Raw genomic sequence first — 23,084 nt, 5'->3', positions numbered from 1 at the left:
CTTTCTCAGGCAGTGCTGATAAAAACGCGCTTTTTTGACACGACCAACAGCAAGCTGAAACCGGTCAATTGCCAGCTGCCGGCTTGCGGCTTCACAGCTTTAAAGTGTAGAATGATCGTTCATTCTAGTTTTGGAGATTCTGCATGAAACGCCTGTTAGCCTTTGCCAGCGGCCTGCCTGCCCCGGTTTTATTGTCTGCCGCCCTGCTGCTGAGCGCCTGTCAGCCGGCACCACAACATGCCGCACCAAACCCTCAGGCCGCCGTTGAAGTGGCGGTACTCACACTGCAGCCAGAGGCTGTCAGCTTAAATACCGAATTACCGGGACGGGTGCATGCATTTTCACAAGCGCAAATCCGCCCTCAGGTCAGCGGTATTATCTTGTCGCGTAACTTTACCGAAGGTGCTGAAGTCAAAGCCGGTGACACTTTGTATCAGATTGACCCGGCGCTTTATCAAAGCAGCCTCAATAGTGCCAAAGCGCAGCTGGCCAAGGCTGAAGCCAACCTGCTACAGGCCAGTGCCAAAGCCAGCCGTTTTAAAAGTTTGCGCAAAAACAATCTGGTCAGCCAACAAGACACAGATGAAGTGATTGCACTTGAACAGCAAGCTACCGCCGATGTACTGGCCGCCAAAGCCAGTGTTGAACAAGCCGGTTTGCAGCTGACCTACAGCAAAGTGCTGGCCCCTATCAGCGGCCGTATTGGCAAATCTGCCGTCACCGCCGGTGCGCTGGTGAGCGCAGGTCAGGCTGATGCACTGGCGACTATCACGGCGCTTGATCCTGTTTATGTTGAAATTACCCAATCGAGTAAAGAGCTGCTGCAACTCAAACAAGCGCTGGCCGCCGGTCAGCTTAATGCCGCCGGCACCCAGGTGAGTTTAAAACTGGAAGACGGCAGCCTGTATCCGCAGCAAGGCCAGCTGCAGTTCTCCGAAGTCAGCGTGGATGAAAGCACAGGCTCAGTGGTGCTGCGCGCCCAATTTGCCAACCCGGACCAGCTGTTATTACCCGGCATGTATGTGCGGGCAACGCTTAATAGCGGCATTAAAACAGCAGCTATTCTGGCACCACAACGGGCCGTCAGCCGCAATGCCAAAGGTGAGGCCACAGCGCTGGTGGTGAATAACGAAAGCAAAGCTGAACTCAGAGTATTAACAACCAGCCGCACCATCGGCGATAAATGGCTGATTGAAGAGGGTTTAGCCGCTGGCGACCAGTTGATCGTTGAAGGGCTGCAAAAAGTACGGCCAGGTGCACCGGTAAAAGCCGTGCCTTTTAATGCCGCGCCTGCTGCCACAGAGCCTTCGGTAAAAGCAGCGGACAGCAACAACGGAGCCAGCTTATGAGTCGTTTTTTTATCGACAGGCCCATTTTTGCCTGGGTCATTGCCATTGTCATTATGCTGGCCGGTGTGCTCGCCATTAAAGCGCTGCCGATAGCGCAATACCCTTCAATTGCACCGCCAGCCATCAGCATCAGTGCCAGTTACCCCGGCGCTTCGGCTAAAACACTGGAAGACAGTGTGACTCAGGTGATTGAGCAAAAAATGAAAGGTCTGGATGGCTTGTTGTATATGTCATCCACCAGTGAATCCAACGGTACCGCTACTTTAACCCTGACTTTCAGCGCCGATACCAACCCGGATATTGCGCAGGTGCAGGTGCAGAACAAACTGGCGTTGGCTACGCCATTATTGCCACAGGAAGTGCAGCGTCAGGGCGTGCAGGTGGCAAAATCTGCCCGTAACTTCCTGCTGGTGATGGGTTTTGTGTCAGAAGATGGCAGCATGAACAATATCGACATTGGCGACTATGTGTCGGCCAATGTGCAGGACATTATCGCCAGGGTGGAAGGTGTGGGCGAAGTGCAGATGTTCGGCACCCAATATGCCATGCGCATTTGGTTAGACCCGGCCAAACTCACCAACTACAAACTGAATCCGGCGGATATCAACGCTGCTATTCTGGCACAAAATGCCCAGGTCTCAGCCGGCCAGCTTGGTGGTTTACCTGCGGTAGCAGGCCAGCAGTTGAATGCTTCGGTCACTGCACAAAGCCGGCTGCAAAGCACTGAACAATTTGGCAATATTTTGCTGCGCATTAATGCCGACGGCTCAGCGGTGAAACTGTCAGATGTGGCCCGGATTGAACTGGGTGGTGAGACTTATGAAGTGTCAGCCCGTTATAACGGTAAACCGGCCATTGGTTTAGGCGTTAAACTGGCCAGCGGCGCTAACGCACTGGATACCGCCGACGGCGTTAAAGCGGCTATTGCCAATATGCAGCCGTATTTTCCGGCCGGATTACAGGCGGTGGTGCCTTTTGACACCACACCTTTTGTCAAAATCTCCATTGAAAAAGTAGTGCACACCTTAATTGAAGCCGTCGTGCTGGTGTTTTTAGTGATGTACCTGTTTTTACAAAACTTTCGCGCTACGTTAATTCCTACTATTGCTGTACCTGTGGTATTGCTCGGCACCTTTGCCGTGTTGTCGGCTTTTGGTTATTCCATTAACACCCTGACGATGTTTGCCATGGTGCTGGCGATAGGTTTACTGGTCGATGACGCCATAGTGGTGGTGGAAAACGTCGAACGGGTGATGACAGAACAAGGTTTGTCACCGCGCGAAGCCACCCGCAAATCAATGGATGAAATTACCGGCGCCCTGGTGGGTATTGCGCTGGTGCTGTCGGCAGTTTTTGTGCCTATGGCCTTTTTTGGTGGTTCGACCGGCGTGATTTACCGCCAGTTCTCCATCACGCTGGTCTCGGCCATGGCGCTGTCGGTATTGGTGGCTTTGGTGTTAACACCGGCCCTTTGCGCCACTATGCTCAAGCCGTCCGGCCACAGTGGCGGCGGCTGGCTGGGTAAGTTCTTCTCTGGTTTTAACCGCGGTTTTGATGCCACCAATAACGGCACCCAATCCATAGCCCGGCGCATGATCAACCAGCCAAAACGCTATTTATTGCTGTATGGCCTGATTGTCGGCGGCATGGCGCTGTTGATGCTGCGCTTACCTTCGGCCTTTTTACCGGATGAAGACCAGGGCATTTTGTTTAACCAGATTGTACTGCCGGCCGGTGCCACCAGTGAGCGCACACTGGAAGTGGTGAAGCAGGTAGAACAACACTTTTTGGTTGAGCAAAAAGAAGCCGTAAAGTCAGTGTTTTCGGTCAGTGGTTTTAGTTTTGCCGGTCGTGGCCAAAACGCCGCCATTGGTTTTGTCAATTTAAAACACTGGGACGAGCGTCAGCGCCCTGACCTCTCGGTGAAAGCCGTTAGCGGCAAAGCCATGGGCGCTTTTAGCCAGATCAAAGACGCCATGGTGTTTGCTTTTGCCCCGCCAGCCGTAGTGGAGCTTGGCACCGCCAATGGTTTTAACCTGCATTTGCAAGACAGAGCCAACTTAGGCCACGAAGGTTTATTGGCTGCCCGTAATCAACTGCTTGGCATGGCGGCACAGGATAAACGCCTGATGGCCGTGCGGCCTAATGGTCAGGAAGACACACCAGAGCTGAAACTGGATATTAACCTCGCCAAAGCCGGCGCTTTGGGTGTGAGTCAGGCCGATATTAACCAAACCATTCAAACCGGCTGGGGCGCCAGTTATGTCAATGATTTTATTGACAAAGGCCGGGTGAAAAAGGTGTTTGTACAAGGAGATGCCAAAGCCCGCATGGTGCCGGAAGATTTAGCCAAATGGTATGTACGTAATCACAACAACGAGATGGTGCCTTTTACCTCTTTTGCCAGTGCCTACTGGAGTTATGGCTCGCCACGCCTTGAGCGTTATAACGGTATGCCTTCGATGGAAATTCAGGGCATGGCTGGCCCGGGTTTCAGTACCGGCGAAGCCATGCTGGCGATGGAAGAGTTAGTGGCCAAACTGCCGCCCGGTATTGGTTTTGAATGGACCGGCATGTCTTATCAGGAGCGGATGACCGGCGATCAGGCGCCTATGCTTTATGCCCTGAGTTTACTGGTGGTGTTTTTGTGTCTGGCTGCGCTGTATGAAAGCTGGTCTATTCCGGCCGCAGTGATGGCGGTGGTTCCGCTGGGTATTTTTGGTGCCCTACTGGCTTCAACGCTGCTGAAGCTGTCCAACGACATTTATTTCCAGGTGGGTTTATTAACCACTATGGGTTTGGCCGCTAAAAACGCCATTTTAATAGTTGAGTTCGCCAAAGGTGCTTTGCAGCAAGGCATGTCTTTAAGTGACGCCGCTATTGCTGCTGTGCGCTTGCGGCTGCGGCCCATTCTGATGACGTCTTTTGCTTTTATTTTTGGCGTACTGCCGCTGGCAACAGCGTCCAGCGCAGGCTCAGGTGCCCAAAATGCGCTCGGCAGCAGCGTCATTGGCGGTATGTTGGCCTCCGCCATTCTGGCTGTGCTGTTTGTGCCGCTGTTTTATGTGTTAATTGGCAGAGTGTTCCCGCAAATTGCTGCACCGGCTCAACAGCAGCTACAGGCAACGACAGCTGCAGAAACTGCCGTCAAAGCCTGATAAACTTGTTTAATTCCAACGGCAGCCCCAGCTGCCGTTTGTTTTGGAGTGCTTATGAACACAAAAACAAAAAAACATCAGGATCCGGCCCAGGCTGAAGCCAGGAGGCAACAAGTTTTAACTGCAGCCGCCGATTGTTTCCGCCGCCGTGGTTACCATGGCGCCGGTATGGCGGAAATTTCCAAAACCGCGGGCATGAGCCCGGGCCATATTTACAATTATTTTGTGAATAAAGAAGCCATTATCGAAGCCATAGTGGCGCAGAACATGGCTGAGATGTTTTCAATGTTAAGCGCTTTTGCCAATATGGACGGTGATTTGCTGGACGCTTTGGTGGACGGCGCCGATCAGGGTGTGGAAAAAAACCTCAACCCTGCTTATGCCGCCTTGCAGCTGGAAATGTTATCGGAAGCTGCACGCAACGATAAAGTGGCCGCTTTGCTGCGCCATGCCGACCAAAGCGCACGGGCGCAAATTAAAACGCTGCTGACCGGACCGGACGGCACTTTACGCAGCCTGCCCGATACTGAAGTAGAAGCCCGGCTGGAGCTGTTATCCTCGGTGTTTAACGGTTTATTGGTGCGGGCAGTGCTCAACCCTCAGTTGTCACGCCACCAGCTGTTGCTGGCGCTCAAACCCTGGCTGCGGCACTTATTATCGGTCTGAAATGGTCAGCCTGAAATTGTCGGCCTGAAATGCACAGCCTGAAACAGCTGACCAGCAGTGGCGCCAAAGTAGTTACCTCCGATCATTGCTTGACAGCATCAGGGCAACTTTGTAAAACGCCGCTTTTATTTGTTCCTTGTTTGCAGTTTGTCTGTATGGAGCCTGTTTTATGGAGTCAGTAATGAGCAAAGCTGAATTTAACTGGCCAACCCGCGAGGATTGGATAAGCGACATCATGCCGGATTTTTACCAGCATGGGTTGGCGATATTGCCGCAGGCTATTCCGGCCCCCTTATGCCAGGCACTGCTTGAAGAAGTGTCGCAAAAGCAGGATTTAACAGCAGCAGGGGTTGGCAGAGCCGGTGCTTTGCAACAAAACACTGAAATACGCCGTGACCAAACCGCCTGGCTTGATGGCAGCACAGCAGCACAACAACAATATCTGGCGCTGATGCAGGCGCTGCAAACCCAAATGAACCGGCAGTGTTTTTTGGGCCTTACCCATCACGAATGCCATTTTGCCCGTTATCAGATTGGCGACTTTTACCAAACCCACCTGGACGCTTTTCGCGGCCGCTCCAACAGAGTGTTAACCACTGTGCTCTATTTAAACTCAGTGGCCGAAGGCGGCGAGCTGGTGATTTATGATGAAAACAACACCGAGCTACAACGGGTGTTGCCACAGGCCGGTTTATTGGTGATGTTTGAAAGCGAAAGATTCCCGCATCAGGTATTAGCGGCCAAAGCACTGCGTTACAGCATCGCCGGCTGGTTTCGTAAGGACTAACACACTAAAAGCGCTACCGGATCTGGGCTGTATTGCAGCCTCAGAGCCAGCCTGAGTTCGCCTTAGCCATAACAGCACAAATTCTTGTTACATTCTGATACAGCCCAATTGTGGTAAAAGCTTGCCCTGTTCAACAATTGACCGTTAAGCTGGCTGCAGATTAACCCGCAGCTTTTGCCCTTTTTGGCGCGCTGTGGCACATAAGCAAGGAGCTTCTATGAATATGAAAAGCCTGTTAAATCAATTATTAGGTTCCGGCAGCGACCTACTACAGGGCAAAAGCAATCAGCCGCAGGGGTATGGCCATTCATCACAACAGAGTTCATCTTACGGCTCAAAACAAAGTTCAGGCAGCGATATCAGCTCACAGCTCTCGTCTTTATTGTCCGGCAAAGGGGGCGCAGCGCTGGCCGGTGGTGCTTTAGGTTTACTGCTTGGCAGTAAAAGTGGCCGCAAAATGGGTGGCAAGGTACTGACGTATGGCGGACTGGCTGCTTTAGGCGCACTGGCCTTTAAGGCGTATCAGAATTACCAGCAGCAACAGGGCACAACAGCACAATCGGCAAACCCGGCGCAGCCGCTAAACTCCGCTCAGGCTGCATACCCGGCGCAGCCGCTGGAGCAACTGCCGGCACCAGCGCAGGAAGCGCATAGCAAAGCCATTCTGGTGGCGCTGATTGCTGCCGCCAAAGCCGATGGCCATATCGATGATCGCGAGCGCCAGCTGATTGATGGCGAAATTGCCAAAATCACCCACGACAACAGCCTGCAGCAGTGGTTTGACAGCGAATTAAAAAAACCGCTGGATCCGGCTGATATTGCCCGCCACGCCACAGATACAAGCATGGCCAGTGAAATGTTTTTAGCCAGTGTGCTGGTGGTGGATGAAGAAAACTTTATGGAAAAATCTTATCTGCAGGAGCTGGCGCGCCAACTGCAATTACCGCCTGAGCTGCAACAAAGTTTAAGAGCCCAGGTGGCCGAAGTGCGGCAAACAGTTCCGTAAAATCTGCAATAAACTCCGGCTTTAACAGGCTCGCAGTATCTAAATAACAAGGGCAGCAACGGGCTGCCCTTGTTATTGCGGTGATGGTTGCCGGTTGCCAAACCGCAGCATCAGACGCAGGCCAATAACACTTCCTGCTCCAGAAAATGTTTCGTCTGGCTAAAAGCCGCTTCCAGGCCAAATAAACGATGTTTGGCTGCAAGCTGTATCGCTTTGTCCAGATGGCTTTGTTGTTTTGGCAGACATTTAAAACCACCAAGCCATGGGGTTAAATCCGGCGCCACTACAAACTGCACTTTGTCGCCGTATTTTTTCTGCAGACTGTCAAACACCTCAAGGCCAGCGGCATCAAAATCAAAAGCACAATAAATCTCGTGGTATTGCATCAGCCAGTTGGTTAACAGCGCCGAGCCAATCCGCGAGCCCGCCGCCAGCGCCACATCACAGTTATCCAGATTAAAAGGCTGTGCCAGCATCTGGGTTGCGAGCTGCAGCACCTTGGGGTAACAGAAGAAATTTTCTTCATTTTCAATCAGTAACAGTTTTGTTTTTGGCTGATAAGCCTGGGTAATGCGTACTGAGCCATCCGGTTCTGTGCTGGCAAGCACCAGATCCGGCCTGACATCAGGCAGTGCCTTGTGGTAGAGCAGCAGATAACAATAAGAAGTGACCGCCTGATGTGAATTGCCCTGCAAACTGGCGGTTTGCCTGTCCTGTGGCGCCACTGCACTTTGCCATAACTGCTCAAACAAGGCCTGGTCCAGCACTGTCACCTGCCATTTGCCAGCCCCTGTCACTTTGACTTTAAACAGCTCGCTGCGCCTTTGATAAAAGCCGGGCGGCAATAACTGCAGCAACTTGCTGTAATGCACAGCTTTGCCTTCTTTAATGTGCTGCAGGTATTTTTTTAACATGCCAGCACCTGCGCCACGGCCTGATGCCAACCTTTCAGCAGCGCAGCACGCTGCGCTTCACCCATCCGGGGTTCAAAGCGCTGCTCTGGATCTGAGCGCTGCGCTGTTGCCGCTAAATCCGGGTACCAGCCAAAACTGATACCCGCCAGCAGCGCAACGCCATAAGCCGAAGATTCGGTCGTGGCCGGGCGCAGCACCGGCAGATTTAATAAATCGGCCAGATACTGACAAAACCAATTGTTGACCACCATGCCACCGTCTACTTTCAGCGCACTAATACGGGCACCATCCGCCTGCATCGCCGCCAATAAATCGGCCGTCTGATAGACCACAGCCTCCAGCGCTGCACGCGCCAGCTGAGCTTTGCCGGTGCCAAAGGTCATGCCAAGCACAGCAGCCCGTACATCGGAGCGCCAGTGCGGCGCGGCCAAACCGGTAAAAGCCGGCACTAAATACACACCACCGTTATCCAAAAGTCCTGCGGCCAGCGCTTCAGTTTCACTGGCGCACTGGATGACCCCGAGCTGATCCCGCAGCCATTTCACCGCTGCGCCGGCGACAAAAATAGCACCTTCGAGCGCATACAAAGTTTGGCCCTGCACTGTGCAGGCCACTGTGGTCAAAAGGTTATTGGATGAGTACAACGGTTGTTCACCGGTGTTCAGCAAGGCAAAACAGCCGGTGCCATAAGTGCTTTTTAACGAACCCGCGCTGACACAACCCTGGCCGATAGCCGCAGCCTGCTGATCGCCGGCCAGCGCCAACACAGGCAAGGTTTTACCAAATACGGTATCTAAACAATCCCCATAAAAATCGGCACTTTGTTTAACCACCGGCAAACAATCGGCTGGCACCTGAAACAGGTTCAGCAACTCCTGATCCCACTGCAAACTTTGGATATTAAACAACATGGTGCGGCTGGCATTGCTTGTGTCGGTGGCAAACACAGCACCACCGGTCAAACGCCAGACTAAAAAGGCGTCGATAGTGCCCACACAAAGCTCGCTGGCTGCAGCAGCCTCTGCCACCGCCTGCTGGTTTTGCAGTAACCAGTTGATTTTGCTGGCCGAAAAATAAGGGTCCAGCTCTAAACCGGTTTTTTGCCGCACCATGGCTGCGTGCCCCTGCGCTTTAAGATCAGCACAATAAGCACCAGTACGCCTGTCTTGCCAGACAATAGCCGGCGCTAATACTTCGCCGGTAGTTTTATGCCAGGCCACTGTAGTTTCACGCTGATTGCTGATGCCAATACCTACCACCTGCAATTGTTGTTGCTGCGCTTGTTTGAGCACATCACGGCATACTTTCAGTACCGACAACCAGATATGTTCGGCATCCTGCTCCACCCAGCCTTGTTGCGGATATTGGCAGTTCAGCTCCTGCTGCGCTTGGGCCAGCACCTGGCCTTGCTGATTAAATAACAAAGCGCGGCTGGACGATGTGCCCTGATCCAGCGCCAGCATCACCTGTTGCATAACGGCTCCTTTGGCCTGTTAAAAACTCTGGCCAAGCGATAAATAAAAACGATAGGGCTGCTGCTCTGTGCTGGCTTCGGCCAAGCCATAACCCAGGTACAAAGGCCCAAAAGGACTGTCCCAACCGGCAAACACACTACCGGCCCAAATCCAGCCACCGGAATTGGCCGCCGCAGCCCGGTTAAAACGCGGCTGATACACAGCGCCACGTTCCAGCGAAGCGCCAAGATAAAAAGGGGCATTAAAAAAGCTGAATTTGCTGTCACTGAGCTGATACAGATACATCAGACTACCAAAACGCACCTCAGAGCCAAATAAATAGGCTTTGGGATAACCGGATAAGTTAAACAAGCCTCCCAGCGAATATTGCTCCAGCGCCAGCACGCCGGCATCACCGTTAAAAGTGTCCCAGCGCAGCCTGCTGCGAAGCACATGGGCGCCAAAACGCTTTGCCCCCTGCAGATGCAGCATAGAGCTGACACTGTGGCTGCGGCTGTCTAACACATTGTCCTGACTGCGTTGCACTGTGGCCTCAAACCGTACGCCCCGGTTTGGAAAACTAAGGCTGTCAAGATTATCCCAGGCATAACTTCCGGCTACACCCCGGCGTAAATAGGAAAAAGCACCAAAACCGAGCTCTGCCGCAGTACCGGCCGGTAACAGATACTGGCCATCCTCCTGCTGTAATCCCAGGCTCAACCTGCTGTGATCGGACAGCTCATAACCGAGCTCAGTGGCCAGCAACAGTTCTGAGTTGGTCAGCTCACCATCAGACAAACCCTGCTCACTTTCCAGCCCCAATACAGTGCGCTGCTGCGATAATCGGGCTGTGCTGTAAAAACCGGAAGCACCCCAGGGCCAATACAATTCAGTTTGCAGGTTTTTGTCGGTACCAAGGGCAATATCGGTCTGCCATTCGGCGCCATAGGGCGATAAACCGGTCCACAAGTAAGAGGCCGCCAGCTGATAATTGTGGGTATTGCGAAAATCATCTGCTAACTGCAGCCGGAAATTCAGATAAGCCGGCCCCCAGCTTTTTTCCAGCGCCTGCACTTTTAACAGTTGCCCTGCCTCTTCGCTGCTGCTCAGACTGGAACTGACCCGCTCCAGCGTATCCAGACCATAAACACGACGCAGTGCCTGCTTCAGCTCATCTGTGCTGAGCTGCTGGCCTGGTATTAAATTCAGCCGTTTTAATAACACCTCATCGGCCAGGCTGGTTTGGTTATCCAGCTGCACTTTGCCTAAGTGCAACTCGGTGTGGCGCCGTGCTCTGTGTTGCTGTTGCCAGCTGGCATATAGCTGCGGCTGACTCAGTGCAGCAAAAGCAGGTTCAGAAGCTGTCGCGACCCGATCGCCGGCCAGAATGGCTTCATCCATCCGGTCAAACTCCAGGGTGCCGATTTGCTCTACCTTGGGTTTGAGCAAAATATCGCCAGGCGCCAATAAAGCCAGCTGCCGCTCTACTGCTTCACGCACTAAAAAACTGGTAAGTTGTTCGGTAATAGCCACGGCGCTATTGAGCTGATGTTGCTCCAGCAAAGGTGCATCTATCGCCACTGCAATAATTTTGTCGGCGCCAAGTGCTTTGGCTACGCTGACCGGTAGGTTGTTGGCTACACCACCGTCCACCAGAGAGATGCCACCCAGTTCCAGCGGCCGTACCACACCCGGAATAGACATAGACGCCTGCACCGCCTGTAACAGACTGCCGCTGCCAAGCACAACTTCATCCCGGTTCGCCAGATTGGTGGCCACAGCCCGAAATGGAATGGCAAGCTCATCAAAGCTGGAGAGTTCAGGCTGGACGCCATAAGCATGGCGAATCAGTTCCGCCATCGCCTGACCATGCAACACGCCTTTTGGCAACTTCAGACCGGCCCCATCCAGGCCTAAATCCAGATTAATCGGAAAATCATCCCGCTGCTGCTTGCGCCGCATCGGCATTTCATCCCGCTCTACCCTATCGCGAAACCCCTGACTCCAGTCGGTATCAAGCAGCATTTGTTCAATAGTATTTGGGCTGTGGCCCAGTGCATATAATCCACCGACATAAGCACCGATACTGGTGCCGACAATCAAGTCAACCGGCACTTGCTGTTTTTCCAGCTGTTTCAGCACCCCGACATGAGCACCACCGCGGGCGCCGCCGCCTCCCAGCACCAGCGCAATACAAGGCCGGCCTTTCACCCGGGCACAAGGACCGTTTTTGAGCTCAGCACTGGCATAAGACCGCAGCGGCATCGCCAGCAAACTCAGCGCTAAAACGGCACAAATTAGCTTCATCATCAATCCCTTATGTCTGGTTGCTCCAGCTTAGCGGAGCCGGGCTGTTCTGCCAATTGCAACAACACACAAAGCTTGATCTGCTCGGGGGAGCAACAAAAAAAATTTAATATTTTTTCAGCAACTGATCCGTCCAGTAAATCAACAATTTACCTTCATCGCTGTCAGGTTATTTTACAAAATCATGTAAAGGTTTTAAAAAGATTCATTAGGCTTTATTGAAATTGTCACAAATATTCTCTAACGTGCAGCGGCTAAATAAAAAGTAACGTTTTTTTGCGCAATTTTGCTGACAAAAAACGAAAAATATTAACAACAGCCAACTCCAACAATTCAGTCATGGAAACCCTATGAACATTAAAATGCTCCTGCTGCCGGCGTTATTGGCACCGGCACTTCAGGCAGAACCGTTTTTTTCGGAATATGTCGAAGGCACCTCAAACAATAAAGCGCTGGAAATTTATAACCCGGCCGACACCCCACTGGATTTATCCGGTTATTCCATCAAAGTGTTTTCCAATGGTGCTGTTACTGCCGGCAAAACCATTAATTTGTCTGGCCAGGTAGGCGCTAAGTCTGTGCTGGTGCTGGTAGATACCAGTGCAGAGCAGGCACTGAAAGACAAACAAACGTCAGCCAGCCTGACTTTAGGCTCAGGCAACTTTAACGGTGATGATGCCGTTGCTTTATACAAAGGCACCACCTTACTGGATGTGATTGGCCAGATTGGTGTTGACCCTGGCACCACCTGGGGCAGCGCAGTAAAAACTCTGGACACCACCCTGGTGCGTAAAAGCAGCATCGGCAAAGGCGACAATGTTGCTGATGACGCTTTTGACCCGGCGCTGGAGTGGGACGGTTTTGCCGCCAATACCTACAGCAACCTGGGTAGCCATGCCGGTGGCAGCGGCGGTGGTACTGAACCAGAGCCGGAAGAGCCGGTTCCAACGCCAAGCCTTGGCAACTGCGGTGATGCAGCCACTAAAATCAGCCTGATCCAGGGCGCAACCGCTGTTTCGCCGGAAGTGGGCAAAACCCATGTGGTGGAAGCTGTAGTCACTCAGGTACTGCCAACAGCCAACGGCTTTTTTGTGCAGGAAGAAGCGGCCGATCAGGACGCTGACGCCAACACCTCAGAAGCTATTTTTATCTACAACAGCGGTGTCACTGACTACCCGCAACCTGGCCAGAAAGTAAGAGTGCAGGGTGTAGTCGAAGAGTTTTTCACTAAAACCCAACTCAAACGCAGCACTGCGCTGCTCGATTGTGGTGTTGGTGAAACCGTTGTTGCACTAAACGTCACTTTACCAGTCAGCAACCTGACCCAGTGGGAAAGCCTGGAAAGTATGCAGGTGGAGTTCAGTCAGACCCTGACCGTGGTTGATACTTATAACCTGGGCACTTACGGCGAGCTGACGCTTGCATCAGAGCGGTTATTTACCCCAACCAATCTGTATCGCCCGGGCAGCGCTGAAGCAATAGCACTGGCAGATCAAAACCGCCGGAATAAAATTGTACTGGACGACCTGCAAAACGGTAAAAACCCGGCCAACATTATTTACCCGGCGCCTGGCCTGACCATGCAAAACCCGGTACGTACCGGCGACAGCTTTAGCAATCTGCGTGGCACCCTGGATTACAGCTTCAGCGCCTGGCGTTTATTGCCGGTGAGCGCGCCACAACTGGTAAACACCAACCCACGCACCGAACAAGCACCACTGAAGAATACCGGCACCTTAAAAGTCGCCAGTTTTAACGTGCTGAATTATTTTAACGGTGACGGCGCAGGTGCTGGTTTCCCAACCTCGCGTGGTGCCAGTTCTTTCGCCGAATTTGAACGTCAATCTGACAAGGTGATTGCCGCTCTGGCCGCTCTGGATGCCGACGTGGTTGGTTTAATGGAAATTGAAAACGACGGTTATGGCAGCAGCAGCGCTATTGTCGATTTAGTCAGCAAACTGAATCAGCGGATGGGCGGCACTGTGTATCAGTTTGTGCAGGTCCCTGGTTTAACTCAGTTAGGCACAGACGAAATTGCCGTTGGCCTGATTTACAAACCAGCAAAAGTAGCACCTTTGGGTGCAGCTGTGACCACCAGCAGTGGTGTTTTTGCGCATGGCAACCGTCAACCGCTGGTACAAAGCTTTAAACAACTGAGCAACAACGAAGTCTTTACCCTGGCAGTCAACCACTTTAAATCCAAAGGCGGTTGTCCAAGTGGTAGCACTAATCCGGACCGCGACCTGAAAGACGGTCAGAGCTGCTGGAACGCCACCCGGGTGCAGGCTGCAACCGAGCTGATGGCCTGGCTTGCCACCAACCCAACAGGCTCTGCTGATAAAGATGTGCTGGTGATTGGTGACTTAAACTCTTACGCCAAAGAAGATCCAATCCACGCTTTTGTCAGCAATGGTTTTATCGACTTAGTGGGTAAATATCAGGGCAGCCATGGTTATGGTTATGTGTTTAGCGGCGAAAGCGGTTATTTAGACCATGCGCTGGCCAGCAGCAACCTGTCATCACAAGTGACTTATGCCACTGAATGGCACATCAACGCTGACGAACCTATCCTGTTCGACTACAACGTTGAAAACAAAACGCTGCAACAACAAAACGATTTGTACCAGCCAACCCAGTTCCGTTCTTCTGACCACGACCCTGTGGTAATTGAACTGGCACTGAAAACCGACAATCCGGCCGACTTAGATAAAGACGGTGATGTCGACAACAAAGATATCAGCCTGTTTAACAACCTGCTGCGTAGCGGCGCTGTGTTACCGCTGATTTATGACTTTAACAAAGATGGCAAAGTGAACTTGCTGGATGCCCGCGCCATGACTGCGCTGTGCACCTACGCCCGTTGCGCCATTTATTAACAGTGCGATTTACTCACAGGAACCATAAAAAATGATGTTTAAAACTTTATTTGCCGCCGCAGCACTGTTTTTTGCGGCACAAAGCCAGGCGACAGTGATCAACATTCAGCTGGATAAAAACCAATATGAAGTGGGTGACACTGTCAAAGCCGAGCTGTGGCTGAGCGACATTCAGGATCTGGTGACAGGTTTTGACGCCAGCCTGCTGTTTAACAGCAACCTGTTACAGCTGCAAAACGTCAGCTTTGGCGACTTCCTCAGCATCCCTGCTGTTGGCAGTGATCGCGACTTTTTTGCTGATAACGGCGAACTGACGCTGTGGGAACTGTTTTTTGGTTTTTCTACTGAAGATCTGACCGACTTAGCAGCAGTGCAGCCTGGTAGTAACTTCCGCCTGGCCAGCATCAGCTTTACTGCGCTGAAAAATGGTTTAGCAAAGCTGCAACTGGGTTCTGCTTCTGTGGTGTATGAAGCCAGCTCGCCATATATTGATATGGAAGTACGCTCTGAGCTGGCTCAGGCGCAGATTGGTGATCAGACTACTGCTGTTTCAGCACCAGCGACTGCCTGGCTGATGCTGCCAGCCCTGCTGCTGATGCTGCGTTTACGCCGCCGTTAAGCGCAAGCTCTCCCCAATATAAAAAACCGCCTCAGGGCGGTTTTTTTATCCTTGCATTGTTACCACTGAATTTTCTTCACAGACTTTGCCCACCGGCAATTGCAGCACAAATTTCACCAGCATCGGGAAAAGCCGGGGCGGCAGAGCGCTTTTTACCTTCATTTCCCGTTCTTTTTAGCCGCTTTACCGCTGCCTGCGTTGAAAGCCATGCCCTGACCGCCTATGGTTATACAACTTAACACTAAGCTACTGATACAGCTCAGATGTTCGATGTAGTACCCATTATGTTATGCTTCGCCCTCAGCAAAAAAGCCGGTCTGACGAGGTCTCATGTTTGACTCTTTACGTGTTCGCCTGATTATTCTGCTCACCGGGCTGCTCAGTCTGATGACAGTCGCTATTGCCATCGCCACTTTAAGCGCGATGAAAAGGGATAACTACAGCGAAGCACAACAAAGTTTGTCGGTGGCCACCAAAGTGTTTCAGCAACTATTGAGCAACCGCTCAGAGCAGCTCAATACCTCAGTGCGTATTGTCGCCAGTGACTTTGGCTTTCGCCGCGCTGTTGCCACCTCAGAGCAGGACACCATCAGCTCGGTGCTGGAAAACCATGGTGATCGTATTCATGCCAATGTCGGCATGCTGCTGTCACCCCAGGGTGAACTGCTGGCCAGCACACAGAATCAAATCAGCCAGTCCCAAATCCAGGCGCTGGTTCAGCAAATTAAACAAACAGGGCGCCAGGGTTATACCGACATAGTGTTGCTCGGTGATGATGCTTATCAGCTGGTGATGGTGCCTGTGCTGGCGCCACAGCTGATTGCCTGGGTGGGCATGGGGTTTTCCCTCGACCAGCAACTGGCCTCTCAAATCAAAGGCGTCACTGAACTTGATATCAGTTTTCAACGCCGCGATGGCGATAACATGCAGCCACTGGCAGCCACAGTGCCACTGCAACTGGCGGCCGAGCTTGCTGCCAGCAACCATCAGATGCAAAGCGGTTTTTTTGCCGATAGTTTTCCGGAGTATTTAAATCAGGCGGTGGCGCTTGATCAACCCCAGCAACTTTTTGCTTATCTGCATTTAGCCACCAGCCGCTGGCGTGAAAACTATCAGCAGGCTCGCGCTCAGCTGTTGATTATTTTTGGCCTGGGTTTGTCGCTGGCCCTGCTGCTGGCTTATGTGGTAGCCCGCAGCATCACCCATCCGCTGAAACAGCTGACCGAATTTGCCCGCAATATAGGTCAGGGTTTACCAGCCCGTGCCCCGGCGCTGCATAAAGGTGAAGTCGGTGTGCTCAGTCAGACGCTTGGCAAAATGCAGCTGGATATCAGCAAAAGGGAACAGCAGATTTTATATCAGTCACAACACGACGGCCTCACCGGCCTTGCGAACCGCAGTTTGGCCGAGCTGCAGCTGCCTGAACTGTTAAAACTGCCACAAGCGCAGTTGCTGCTGGTGAATATCAAAGACTTTAAACATATCAACGATACCTTTGGTTATCACAATGGCGACTTGTTATTACAGCAGCTGGCCAGACGGCTGGAAACGTCATTATTAAAACCTTTGTTAATTGCCAGGCTCGGTGGTGACGAATTTTTATTATTACATCAGCGTCAACTCACTCCACCGTTGTTGCAACAGCTGACACAGCAGCTGTCGCTGGACTATAAACTGCAGGATTCCAGCCTGAATCTGACCCTGGCACTGGCGCTGTATCAGCCCGACAGCACACAAACTGTGACTGCCGGCGATGCGCTGCGCCGGGTGGATATTGCCATGATGCATGCCAAACGTCAGGCCGGCCATCTGGCCTGGTATCAGAGTGGTCAGGATGAAAGCCATCAGCGCGAACTCACCATCTTGCGTGATCTGCCCCTGTCGTTACAAAGTGGCCAGATGTTTGTTGTCTATCAGCCGAAGGTGGAAGTGCAACAACAACGCTGCCACAGCGCCGAAGCGCTGATCCGCTGGCAACACCCGCAACTCGGTTTTATTCCACCGGATGAATTTATCCGTCTGGCTGAACACTCAGGCCTGATAGCGTTGGTGACGCACTGGATGATCGATCAGGTAATGGCGCAACTGGCCCAATGGCAACAACAGCAGATGCTGGTGCAGGTGGCCATTAACCTGTCAGCCAACGATTTAACCAATCCTGAACTGCCGGCTATGCTGGCGGCTAAACTGCAACAATTTGGCCTGAATGCCCGGTCGCTGGCACTGGAAGTGACCGAAGGGGCTGTGATGCAGGAACCGCAAAAGGTGATCGATATTTTAAGTCAGTTACGTAGTATGGGCATTCAACTGGCGATTGATGACTTTGGCACCGGCCAGTCGTCGCTGGCTTATATCAAACAGCTGCCGGTACACGAAGTAAAAATTGACCGGGCTTTTGTCAAAGATATCGAATTTAACCAGAATGATGAGCTGATAGTGGCAGCCACCACTCAGCTGGCGCATGGCCTTGGCCTGCTGGTGACAGCTGAGGGTCTGGAAAACCAGGCGGGCCTTGCCAAATTGCGGCAACACGGTGTCGATAAAGTACAGGGTTATTATTTTTCCAAACCTTTAACGGCAGAGGCTTTCCATCAATGGTTACTGCAATTCCCTGCACAGCACCAGGATTATTTTAAGGAGAATGCCGGATGAAATATGCCGCATTATGGCTGCTGGCACTGGCGTTGCCGGTTCAGGCCGGCAGCAAAATTATCGCCACAGGTGGCGCCACCAGTATTGAAGGTGCAGCCGGCGGTGGCATTGTGCCCTGGGCCGTGATCAATGGTTATGCCAGCACTGAGCAGTGGTCGGTGCTGGCTTTTAACAATAATGTTGGTGTCGATGATTTCAGCCTGCACACTTATGGTGTAGCCGCCAGCTACAACAATGAGTGGGAGCTGTCTTATACCAGACAGCAGTTTGATCTCGACACTTTAGGCGGTGATTTACAGCAAGACGTGATAGGCCTGAAATACCATATTGCCGGTGAGCTGCTTTATAGCAAGATGCCACAGCTCAGCGCCGGCATTCAGTATAAAAAACACCGTAACTTTGCCCTGCCCTCTGCTGTTGGCGCCCGGGATGACAGTGACATTGATTATTATCTGGCCGCCAGCAAAGTGTATTTTGCTGCTGTGGCCGGACGTAATCTGCTGCTGAACGCAACCTTGCGTGCCAGCCGTGCCAATCAGATTGGCTTATTAGGTTTTGGTAGCCAGAACGACAACAGTTATCAGTGGTTATTTGAAAGCTCGGCCGCTGTGCTACTGACCCCTCAACTGGCGGTCGGGGTTGAATTCAGGCAAAAACCCAATCAGCTTGATTTTGCCGACGAGCAGCACTGGCGTGATATTTTTGCCGCCTGGTTTATCAATAAAAACTTTAGTCTGGTAGGCGGTTATGTTGACCTTGGCCGCATTGCCGGTTTTTCAGCGCAACAGGGTTATTATCTGGCACTGGAAGCCACATGGTAAACCGCAGCCACACAGGAACAACCCCATGACAATAAAACGAACAACGCTGCTGGTTATGCTGGCTTTATGTCTGAGCCTGGGTGCCTGCAGCCAACAACCCCAAAAAACTGATCAACTTTATCAGGCGCTCGGCGCACAGGCCGGTCTCGAACAACTGGTGGACGGCCTGCTACTGGAAATTGAACAGGACCAGCAGATAGTGCATCATTTTCAGGATACTGATATCCCGAGGTTTCGCCGTTTGTTGATCGAGCAGTTGTGTGAGCTCAGCGGTGGGCCCTGCACTTACACGGGCGCAACTATGCAGGAAAGTCATACCGGTTTTCAGATAAGTCAGGCCGACTTTGATAATCTGGTGACCCATCTGATGACAGTGATGCAGCGGCAAAATATTGATATTAAAGCGCAAAATCAGCTGCTGGCGTTACTGGCGCCTATGTATAAAGACGTGGTTTACCGTTAGTCCGGCGCTTGTTCTGCTGCTTCACTATAGCGGGCCTGCTGATACAAAGCCGCGTTATTAAACAAGGTTTTCAGCCGGCCCGACTGATACAACCTTAGCATGCCCTCATCATAAGCTTTGGCCAGCAACCGGCCCTGTAAATCATCGCGGAACACCGGATACATGGCTCTGGCCTGCTGCAACTCGATGGCGGATAACTGCGACTGCAAGACCGCAGGCACATGCGTCTGATAACTGATAAATGCCTTTAACCTGCCATGTGACAACAATTGAAAACCTTCGGCATGACTGGCCACTTCATAAGCTTTCACCGGCACCGGCAGGTATTGATCAAAATCATAACCCAGCAACCAACCGACCGGCTGTTCGGTGAGTTCGGTCAACTCTTTTAGCTGCACCATGCTGAAAACTTTGACGCTGGGATCATAGTCCAGATGCCAGCGCGGATAAAACCAGCCACTTTGCCCTGTTTTATAATCACAAATGAGGATATCGGCGCGCCCGGCCAGAAAACTGTGTTTGGCTCTTTTCCAGTTGCTGACTCTGATATGCATTTTTAAATCAGGTTGGTTTAACGCTTCACGCAAAATATCAAAATACAAACCAGAGCCATTCGCATGGGTATAACCCTGCCATTCACCGGCTGCCACCACAATAGATTTGGCCTGACTGACACCACTAAGCAGCAGACTCAACAACACTGCAGCGCGCAGCAGCACAAGGATACCACCAGGCAGAGAATTCATAACCACCAGCACACCGGCTGAAACTCAGCAAAAGGATAAAAATGGAAAAATTCCTTTATTGATAGGCGTTTCATCTGGTAAAAGCAAGATTTTCCTGCTACCGGACACAAAAATGCACAAAATGGTATTCCTCGATGCGGCCAGCCTGCCGGGCGTGGATTTGACGCCACTGCAACAGCCTGGCTTTGAGTTGCAATCTTATCCGCACAGCAACAGCTCTGAGCTCGCCGGGCGACTGGCCGGCGCCACAGTGGCTATTGTCAACAAGGTGGTGCTGGATGCGCCAATGCTGGCTGCCTTGCCGGATTTAAAACTGATTTGTGTCACAGCCACAGGTATTAACAATATTGACCTTGCCGCCGCCTGCCGGGCCGGCATCAGCGTCTGTAACGCGCGGGATTATGCCCTGGATGCAGTGCCACAACATTGCATGGCGTTATTACTGGCGCTGACCAATCAATTACTGCCTTATCATCAGGCGATTGAACGCGGCGACTGGAGCAAAAGCCCGCAGTTTTGCCTGCTTGACTACCCTATCCGGCAGCTGCGGGGGTTAAATTTTGCGGTGATTGGTTATGGCGGTTTGGGTCAGGCCACAGCGGAACTGGCCCGCGCTTTTGGCATGCAGGTGCTGATTGCAGAGCGCCCTGATGCCAGCAACATCAGGCCAGGCCGGGTGTCTTTTCGTCAGGCGCTGGAGCAAGCCGATGTATTGTCGCTGCATTGCCCTGCCACGGCCGACAACCATCATTTGCTCAACACCACCACCCTCGGCTGGTTGAAACCCAAGGCTCTGCTGCTGAACACCGCCCGTGGTAGCCTGATTGATTCAGCGGCACTGGCCAAAGCACTTAAAAATCAGCAGCTGGGTGGCGCTGCGCTGGATGTACTGGAGCAGGAACCGCCCCCAGCCGATCATCCGCTGCTCGACCCCACAGTGCCCAATTTGTTGTTGTCGCCCCATGTGGCCTGGGCCAGCGGTCAGGCGATGCAGGCGCTGATTAACCAGACTGCAGAAAATATCCGTGCCTGGCAACAAGGGCAACTGCTGCGCTGTTGCAATATGCCGGCGACAACTCCGGCCTGAGTAACTGAGTAACTGAGTAACTGAGTAACAATATGAATTTTCAGTAAGAATTTGCTGTATGAATTTGCCACAACGACAAAGGAAAGCGGTTGGCGCTGTTCGTGCTAACAGGTACACTGCCGGGCAACAGTTCGCTGCTGCAGGGAGGCTATTGTGAAAAAAAGCTGGTTTTTAATGTTGTGCTTTGTTGCCCTGCCGGCGCTCGCCACAGATTTTTCCGCTGAACTGAAAAAAATCCAGCAAGACCCGACCCGCTACGCCACTGAACTAAGCCAAACCAACGAAACAGAGCGCGACGCCAGCCAATGGCTGAAACTTGGCGTGGCCCACCTGCAACTGAAAAAGAAAGACGCCGCATTAAACGCTTTGGACCAGGCACTGAAAGGCGACTTAAGCCCGGCACTGAAATTACAGGCCTGGCAACAAAAAGCCCTGGTCTATGGCATGTTGTTCCGCGACAACAGCAATGCGCTGCAGTCGCTGCAACAGGCGGAATTATTATTGCCGGCCATTCCTGCCGCTGAAAAACCGGCGCTGCAGGCCAGCCTGTATGAAAATTTCGCCCAGGCTTATAACCAGTTTGGCAAGCTCGAACAGGCCAACCGTTATGCTGAACTCAGTGTTGAGATTGCCGTGCGCCATCAGCTGCCTTATGCCGAACTAAAAGCACGGCTGATTGCAGGCCGGCTGGCGCTGCAACAGAATAATTTCGCCCTGACCCAACGCCAGCTCAGCCGCGCTTTGATCCTGGCGCAACAACTGGACGAACAAACTTCACTGGCTTCTATTCATCTGCGCCTTGGCATGGCATACCGTAAGCTGGCGCAGCTGCCTTTGTCTTTGCAACATCTGCAGTCTGCCGAAACCTTATATCAGCAGTCCGTGCACCAGAATTTGCTGGTCAATGCCCGCATTAATCTGGCGGAAACTTATCTGCAACTGGGCGAAATTGATAAAAGTGCCCAAACTCTGCGCCTTGCCATGCAGGATGCAGAACAACTGGATGACAGTCATTTGATTGCACTGGTGCATTATGGCCAGGCGCAGCTGGCGATGAAACAAAACGACTATGCACTGGCCAAACAACGGCTGACCAAAGCTATGCAGCTGTTTTCACAACTGGGCCACGACACTTTGTATCAGGAGTTGCTGCTGGCGCTGGCTGAAATTGCCATAGCCCAGCAGGAATGGGAAGCGGCAGTGTCGGCACTGCCCGCTGCTGCTGAACTGGAAAAGTCTGCTGATTTTCTGAAAATACGTTATTGGGAACTCAAAGCCAGGCTTTACGCCGGCCAGCAACAATGGCAATCCGCTTTTGACGCCAGCCAGCAACTGCTGGCACTGCGCTTTGATCAGGCCGCCATGCAGCAAAAATATACGCTGGATTTACTGACCGATGATTTAAACCAGCAACAACTGAAACAGCAGGTACAGCAAAGTCTGGCTCAGCTGCAACAGAAGGATCTGCTGATCTTTGGCCTTGGCAGTCTGGTGCTGTTGTTAGCTTTTGCTTTGGCCTGGCGTCATTATTTTCGCCGCAGCCAGGACTTAAACACCGAGCCACCCGGTTTACCACAGGCTAGCAGCTGGACTGAGTTTGCACGCAAGGTACAAAAAGAAGCACAAAAAACCGACCAGCTGCAGTTACAGGCGCTGCAACTGGCCAATCCACAGCAGTTTAAATTTCAGTTTGGCGAGCAGATTTTACGCCATGCGATGTTGCAGCTGGTGGACGAACTGCCGCTGTCGGCCATGGCTGCTTATACAGTGCATACCGATGCGTTATGGCTGGCCTGGCGCTGTCCGCCCGCGCAGCTGGCCGCTTTGCAGCAACAGCTGCAGGCAGCTGTTACCTTGATCCGCCGGCAGTTACCGAACCAACCCACTATCTATAGTTTTTTAACGCCGCTGACCCCGTTATTGGGCAAACAATGGCCGGCGCAGGAGCTGGCCGGGGTGCGTGAACTGGTGTGGTTGAGCTGGGATCTAGCCGCCAGCCAACAACAACAGGCACAGTACAAGGTGACTGTTGAATGCCTGCAGGCCAATCCCTGCAGCTGGCAAACTGAAGATGTGCGGGCCGATTTAATTAATGCGCTGCGGCTGGATTTGCTGCAGCTCTACTGTAATGGAATCCTGCTGGAAAAACCCCAGCTCTGAGCCAACGCAGCGGGCGCAT

The 23,084-nt window shown here is 52.3% G+C and carries 16 protein-coding genes; 12 read left to right on the top strand and 4 right to left on the bottom strand.

The genetic code is table 11. The annotated features are described in order from the left end of the window. Positions 1–143 precede the first annotated feature (143 nt). From N3Z11_RS02740 to N3Z11_RS02720, 5 genes are all read left to right on the top strand, one after another. Positions 144–1,349 carry an efflux RND transporter periplasmic adaptor subunit gene (locus N3Z11_RS02740; RefSeq protein WP_260655605.1) on the top strand — a complete coding sequence of 402 codons (1,206 nt, stop codon included), beginning with the start codon at positions 144–146 and terminating at the stop codon, positions 1,347–1,349. Continuing rightward, the gene (locus tag N3Z11_RS02735; protein WP_260655604.1) at positions 1,346–4,507 is read left to right on the top strand and encodes an efflux RND transporter permease subunit; all 3,162 of its coding nucleotides are present in this window, start codon (positions 1,346–1,348) and stop codon (positions 4,505–4,507) included. The genes N3Z11_RS02740 and N3Z11_RS02735 overlap by 4 nt, the downstream gene beginning before the upstream one ends. Positions 4,508–4,561: 54 nt before the next feature. Then, positions 4,562–5,173: a TetR/AcrR family transcriptional regulator gene (locus N3Z11_RS02730; protein ID WP_260655603.1), complete on the top strand. Its 612-nt coding sequence runs from the start codon at positions 4,562–4,564 to the stop codon at positions 5,171–5,173. A 169-nt stretch (positions 5,174–5,342) separates the two neighbouring features. Further along, positions 5,343–5,960 carry a 2OG-Fe(II) oxygenase gene (locus N3Z11_RS02725; RefSeq protein WP_260655602.1) on the top strand — a complete coding sequence of 206 codons (618 nt, stop codon included), beginning with the start codon at positions 5,343–5,345 and terminating at the stop codon, positions 5,958–5,960. Positions 5,961–6,177: 217 nt separating this feature from the next. After that, positions 6,178–6,966, top strand: coding sequence for a tellurite resistance TerB family protein (locus N3Z11_RS02720; protein ID WP_260655601.1), 789 nt, complete (start codon positions 6,178–6,180; stop codon positions 6,964–6,966). A 110-nt stretch (positions 6,967–7,076) separates the two neighbouring features. Here N3Z11_RS02720 and N3Z11_RS02715 read toward each other — a convergent pair whose 3' ends face one another. From N3Z11_RS02715 to N3Z11_RS02705, 3 genes are read right to left on the bottom strand one after another with little or no spacing between them, the layout of a single operon-like run. Further along, positions 7,077–7,880, bottom strand: a complete 804-nt coding sequence (locus N3Z11_RS02715) for a hypothetical protein (RefSeq protein ID WP_260655600.1) — start codon at positions 7,878–7,880, stop codon at positions 7,077–7,079. Then, on the bottom strand, positions 7,874–9,355 hold the full coding sequence (glpK, locus tag N3Z11_RS02710) for a glycerol kinase GlpK (RefSeq protein WP_260655599.1): 1,482 nt from the start codon (positions 9,353–9,355) through the stop codon (positions 7,874–7,876). The genes N3Z11_RS02715 and glpK overlap by 7 nt, the downstream gene beginning before the upstream one ends. A gap of 18 nt (positions 9,356–9,373) precedes the next feature. After that, the gene (locus N3Z11_RS02705; RefSeq protein WP_260655598.1) at positions 9,374–11,641 is read right to left on the bottom strand and encodes a patatin-like phospholipase family protein; all 2,268 of its coding nucleotides are present in this window, start codon (positions 11,639–11,641) and stop codon (positions 9,374–9,376) included. Positions 11,642–11,991: 350 nt separating this feature from the next. Here N3Z11_RS02705 and N3Z11_RS02700 point away from each other — a divergent pair, with 350 nt between their 5' ends. The 5 genes from N3Z11_RS02700 to N3Z11_RS02680 all read left to right on the top strand — a co-directional run bounded on the left by N3Z11_RS02700 (position 11,992) and on the right by N3Z11_RS02680 (position 19,072). Beyond that, positions 11,992–14,517 carry an ExeM/NucH family extracellular endonuclease gene (locus tag N3Z11_RS02700; RefSeq protein ID WP_260655597.1) on the top strand — a complete coding sequence of 842 codons (2,526 nt, stop codon included), beginning with the start codon at positions 11,992–11,994 and terminating at the stop codon, positions 14,515–14,517. Positions 14,518–14,548: 31 nt separating this feature from the next. Then, entirely contained in the window at positions 14,549–15,136 is a 588-nt protein-coding gene (locus N3Z11_RS02695; RefSeq protein ID WP_260655596.1) for a cohesin domain-containing protein, read from the top strand. A gap of 330 nt (positions 15,137–15,466) precedes the next feature. After that, positions 15,467–17,788 carry a putative bifunctional diguanylate cyclase/phosphodiesterase gene (locus tag N3Z11_RS02690; protein ID WP_260655595.1) on the top strand — a complete coding sequence of 774 codons (2,322 nt, stop codon included), beginning with the start codon at positions 15,467–15,469 and terminating at the stop codon, positions 17,786–17,788. Then, entirely contained in the window at positions 17,785–18,609 is an 825-nt protein-coding gene (locus N3Z11_RS02685) for a DUF3034 family protein (protein ID WP_260655594.1), read from the top strand. Before N3Z11_RS02690 ends, N3Z11_RS02685 begins: the two co-directional genes overlap by 4 nt. Positions 18,610–18,634: 25 nt before the next feature. Next, on the top strand, positions 18,635–19,072 hold the full coding sequence (locus N3Z11_RS02680; protein WP_260655593.1) for a group I truncated hemoglobin: 438 nt from the start codon (positions 18,635–18,637) through the stop codon (positions 19,070–19,072). On the opposite strand, the gene N3Z11_RS02675 is transcribed toward N3Z11_RS02680, so the two are convergent. Then, positions 19,069–19,818 (bottom strand): transporter substrate-binding domain-containing protein, encoded by a 750-nt coding sequence (locus N3Z11_RS02675; RefSeq protein WP_260655592.1) that lies wholly within the window; start codon positions 19,816–19,818, stop codon positions 19,069–19,071. The two genes, N3Z11_RS02680 and N3Z11_RS02675, sit on opposite strands and share 4 nt — an antisense overlap. 112 nt (positions 19,819–19,930) lie before the next feature. Here N3Z11_RS02675 and N3Z11_RS02670 point away from each other — a divergent pair, with 112 nt between their 5' ends. Beyond that, positions 19,931–20,905 (top strand): D-2-hydroxyacid dehydrogenase, encoded by a 975-nt coding sequence (locus tag N3Z11_RS02670; RefSeq protein ID WP_260655591.1) that lies wholly within the window; start codon positions 19,931–19,933, stop codon positions 20,903–20,905. A gap of 153 nt (positions 20,906–21,058) precedes the next feature. After that, positions 21,059–23,065 (top strand): tetratricopeptide repeat protein, encoded by a 2,007-nt coding sequence (locus tag N3Z11_RS02665; protein WP_260655590.1) that lies wholly within the window; start codon positions 21,059–21,061, stop codon positions 23,063–23,065. The last annotated feature ends 19 nt before the right edge of the window (positions 23,066–23,084 follow it).

It is taken from the genome of Rheinheimera sp. 4Y26 (assembly GCF_025245835.1).
Classification (GTDB): domain Bacteria; phylum Pseudomonadota; class Gammaproteobacteria; order Enterobacterales; family Alteromonadaceae; genus Pararheinheimera.
This window is presented reverse-complemented; position numbering and strand designations above follow the sequence as displayed.